The 2,843-nt window shown below is 44.5% G+C and carries 4 protein-coding genes; 3 read left to right on the top strand and 1 reads right to left on the bottom strand.

All coding sequences use genetic code 11. The features are described 5' to 3' along the window. The first annotated feature begins 192 nt into the window (after positions 1-192). Together LAY57_RS35265 and LAY57_RS35260 are read left to right on the top strand one after the other, a co-directional pair. On the top strand, positions 193-612 hold the full coding sequence (locus LAY57_RS35265) for a DUF29 family protein (protein ID WP_249072101.1): 420 nt from the start codon (positions 193-195) through the stop codon (positions 610-612). A gap of 136 nt (positions 613-748) precedes the next feature. Then, complete coding sequence (locus LAY57_RS35260; protein ID WP_249072099.1) at positions 749-1,177, top strand: DUF29 family protein; 429 nt, start codon at positions 749-751, stop codon at positions 1,175-1,177. Positions 1,178-1,346: 169 nt separating this feature from the next. On the opposite strand, the gene LAY57_RS35255 is transcribed toward LAY57_RS35260, so the two are convergent. Then, positions 1,347-1,793, bottom strand: coding sequence for a hypothetical protein (locus tag LAY57_RS35255; RefSeq protein ID WP_249072097.1), 447 nt, complete (start codon positions 1,791-1,793; stop codon positions 1,347-1,349). Positions 1,794-1,921: 128 nt separating this feature from the next. Here LAY57_RS35255 and LAY57_RS35250 point away from each other — a divergent pair, with 128 nt between their 5' ends. Then, positions 1,922-2,758 carry a TlyA family RNA methyltransferase gene (locus LAY57_RS35250; RefSeq protein ID WP_249072095.1) on the top strand — a complete coding sequence of 279 codons (837 nt, stop codon included), beginning with the start codon at positions 1,922-1,924 and terminating at the stop codon, positions 2,756-2,758. Positions 2,759-2,843 lie beyond the last annotated feature (85 nt).

Genomic DNA, 2,843 nt, shown 5'->3' with positions numbered 1-2,843 from the left:
ATTCCTCTCCCACTCCCCCACTCCCCCACTCTCCCACTCCCGCTAAACATACAAATTAAATGCGTAGCAGCTTAGCTAGGGACTAGGGGCTAGGGTAAGAAAGGTTTATTATCAAGGGTTTCAGAAATTAAGAATGCCTTAACCGCCAAGGCGGTTGCTATATAAAAAATATTCGCCTTTGCAAAAACCGCTATGGAAGAAATACTAGAACTCAAAAATCTACTGCTAAAAGGTGACATCAAAGGTTCATTGGCAATTGTTGAAGAACTTGAAGAAATGAGCAAAAAAGATATAATCAAGGCGATTCGTAGCTATGCCGTAATTCTGCTGTTACATCTGATTAAACAACAAGTAGAAAATCGCACCACTCGTTCTTGGGAAGTCTCAATTCGCAATTCTATTCGAGAAATTCAGAGGGAAAATAAGCGCCGGAAAGCTGGAGGTTATTACTTAACTCCAGAAGAGTTATTGGAAGCTATAGAAGAAGCCTATCTGAACGCTATTGACGAGGCTTCACTAGAAGTGGAAGAAGGACATTACGAACCTGAAGAATTAGAGAAATTGGTTAACAAACAGGAAATTATCGATCGGGCCTTAGCTTTTATTTTATAGCAACCGACGAAAGTCGGTTAGGGCAACTCCAACTCTTACTTCTGGTTCATAATCCCTTACTTCGTCAAGCCCTAGCTATACTATTCATCTTCGCTTTCAGCTACAATACAAATATCCGAATTCGGAAAAGCCTGCTATGGAAGAAATACTCGATCTCAAAGAACTTCTACTCAAAGGCGATCTCAAAGGTTCCTTAGCAATTGTTGAAGAACTGGAAGAAATGAGCAAAGATGACAAAATTAATAATATTAGCAGCTATGGTATTATTCTGCTCCTACATCTGATTAAAAAACAGGCAGAAAACCGCACAACTCGCTCATGGGAAGTTTCGATCCGAAATTCAGTTCAACAAATCCAGAAAAAGAATAAGCGACGTAAGGCGGGTGGTTCTTACTTGACGCCAGAAGAATTACGCCTTGCATTGGAAGAAGCTTATTCACAAGCTATTAACGAAGCTTCACTAGAAGTGGCAGAAGGACGTTACGAACCGGAAGAATTAGAGGAATTGGTTAACAAAGAGGAAATCCTGAATCGAGGATTAGATCTGATATTGCAGCAGGATTGAACCTCACCCCCCCAACCCCCCTCTCCGCAACGGAGAGGGGGGAGGAAGAGAGGGGGGAGTAAGAGGTATAATTCGGTTCTTTTGTGTCAAATATGCTGTAGTAGCACAGCTAATTAAATCTTCTTTTGACTTTTGACTTTTGACTTTTGACTTTTGACTTTTCTAGCCCCTAGTCCCTACCTATACTATTGCTTTCACCGAAAACACTCCATTGGTTAGGTGTGGATAAAACTTGCGGTTGTATCTGTACTAAAATTAAACTAAAGGTAATCGAAATTAACCCGAAAAAGAAAGAGCCTGAAATAATTCGCAGTAACTGCATGAGTCGATCGGGCCTTGCGCTCTTTTCTGTGGGTCGTTCTGTGTTGAAAAATAGATTATTCTCTGGTTTTACTTCCAGAGTTACTTCGGTTCTACTAACGGTAATTAGCTGAAGTTCCTTTAACTGTCTGAGTGCTTCGACAATTTCGCGATCGCTAAATGGTTTGTCCCGATACTCCGCCGTCCATGCTTGAAAATCTTGTAAATCTACCGTAAATTTGCCTCCGCCAGAAGTTCGCGGTAAAAGCCATTGGTACAGTAGATTGGCGCAGGTTGTCAGTTTAGTTTCTAACATAGGTAGCTCTCGACTGCGGAAACTAGGCCGCTGGGTTCTCAGATATCTAAGACAATTGTTACATACGCGACAGTTTTAGCCATATTTGTGTGCATTAACTGCATAAATCTCTACAATTTGATGAAACGATGACAAAACAACGACTGGATACTTTGTTGGTAGAACTCAACTTATGCTCCTCTAGGCAGTTGGCGCAGCGGCTGATTCGTGCTGGGGAAGTGCGGGTGAATCAGCAGCTCATCGACAAACCGGGAACCGAAGTCGAGATATCGGCGCAGATTCAGATCAAAGAGCGATCGCCCTACGTTTCCAGAGGCGGCGAAAAACTAGCCAAAGCACTACAAATCTTTACCATTAAAGTTGAAGGGCGCATTTGCCTTGATGGCGGCATATCCACAGGCGGCTTTAGCGACTGTCTGCTGCAATCTGGGGCAAAACTGGTTTACGGTATTGATGTGGGCTACGGACAGGTAGACTGGGGTTTGCGGAACGATCCGCGAGTGATTCTGCGGGAACGCACTAACCTGCGATATCTCACCCCAGATGAGCTTTATGGCGATGCAGAACTTCCCGATTTGGGCGTAGTTGATGTTTCGTTCATTTCCTTGACAAAAATCCTGCCTGCCTTATGGCAGCTGCTTCAGGCTCCCCGTGAGACAATATTGCTCGTGAAACCGCAGTTTGAAGTCGGGCGATCGCGGGTTGGCAAAAAGGGCGTTGTGCGCGATACTGACGACCAAGCGGGTGCGATCGCGCAAGTATACACAGCAGCCCAAAAAATTGGCTGGCAATATCGCGGCTTAACCTGGTCGCCAATCACCGGCCCTGCTGGTAATATAGAGTATCTTTTGTGGCTCGGCATGGAGAGCCCAAACTCGGCTCCCGATTTCGAGACGATTTGTGTTCTAGCCCAAGCTGCCAAAAGGGAACTCAGCAATTCTGCTGTAGCCCTACCTAACATTTAATGCGATGTTATAAGCTGCTACGCATTTAATTTGTATGTTTAGCGGGAGTGGGAGAGTGGGGGAGTGGGGGAGTGGGAGAGGAATT

This window comes from Argonema antarcticum A004/B2 (assembly GCF_023333585.1).
In the GTDB taxonomy this organism is placed as follows: domain Bacteria; phylum Cyanobacteriota; class Cyanobacteriia; order Cyanobacteriales; family Aerosakkonemataceae; genus Argonema; species Argonema antarcticum.
Note: the sequence above shows the minus strand (reverse complement) of the source record. Positions and strands in the feature narration are given on the sequence as shown.

Coding starts and splice junctions, on each gene's coding strand:
- LAY57_RS35255 (WP_249072097.1), bottom strand. CDS start 1,793: ATGTTAGAAACTAAACTGACAACCTGCGCCAATCTACTGTACCAATGG.
- LAY57_RS35260 (WP_249072099.1), top strand. CDS start 749: ATGGAAGAAATACTCGATCTCAAAGAACTTCTACTCAAAGGCGATCTC.
- LAY57_RS35250 (WP_249072095.1), top strand. CDS start 1,922: ATGACAAAACAACGACTGGATACTTTGTTGGTAGAACTCAACTTATGC.
- LAY57_RS35265 (WP_249072101.1), top strand. CDS start 193: ATGGAAGAAATACTAGAACTCAAAAATCTACTGCTAAAAGGTGACATC.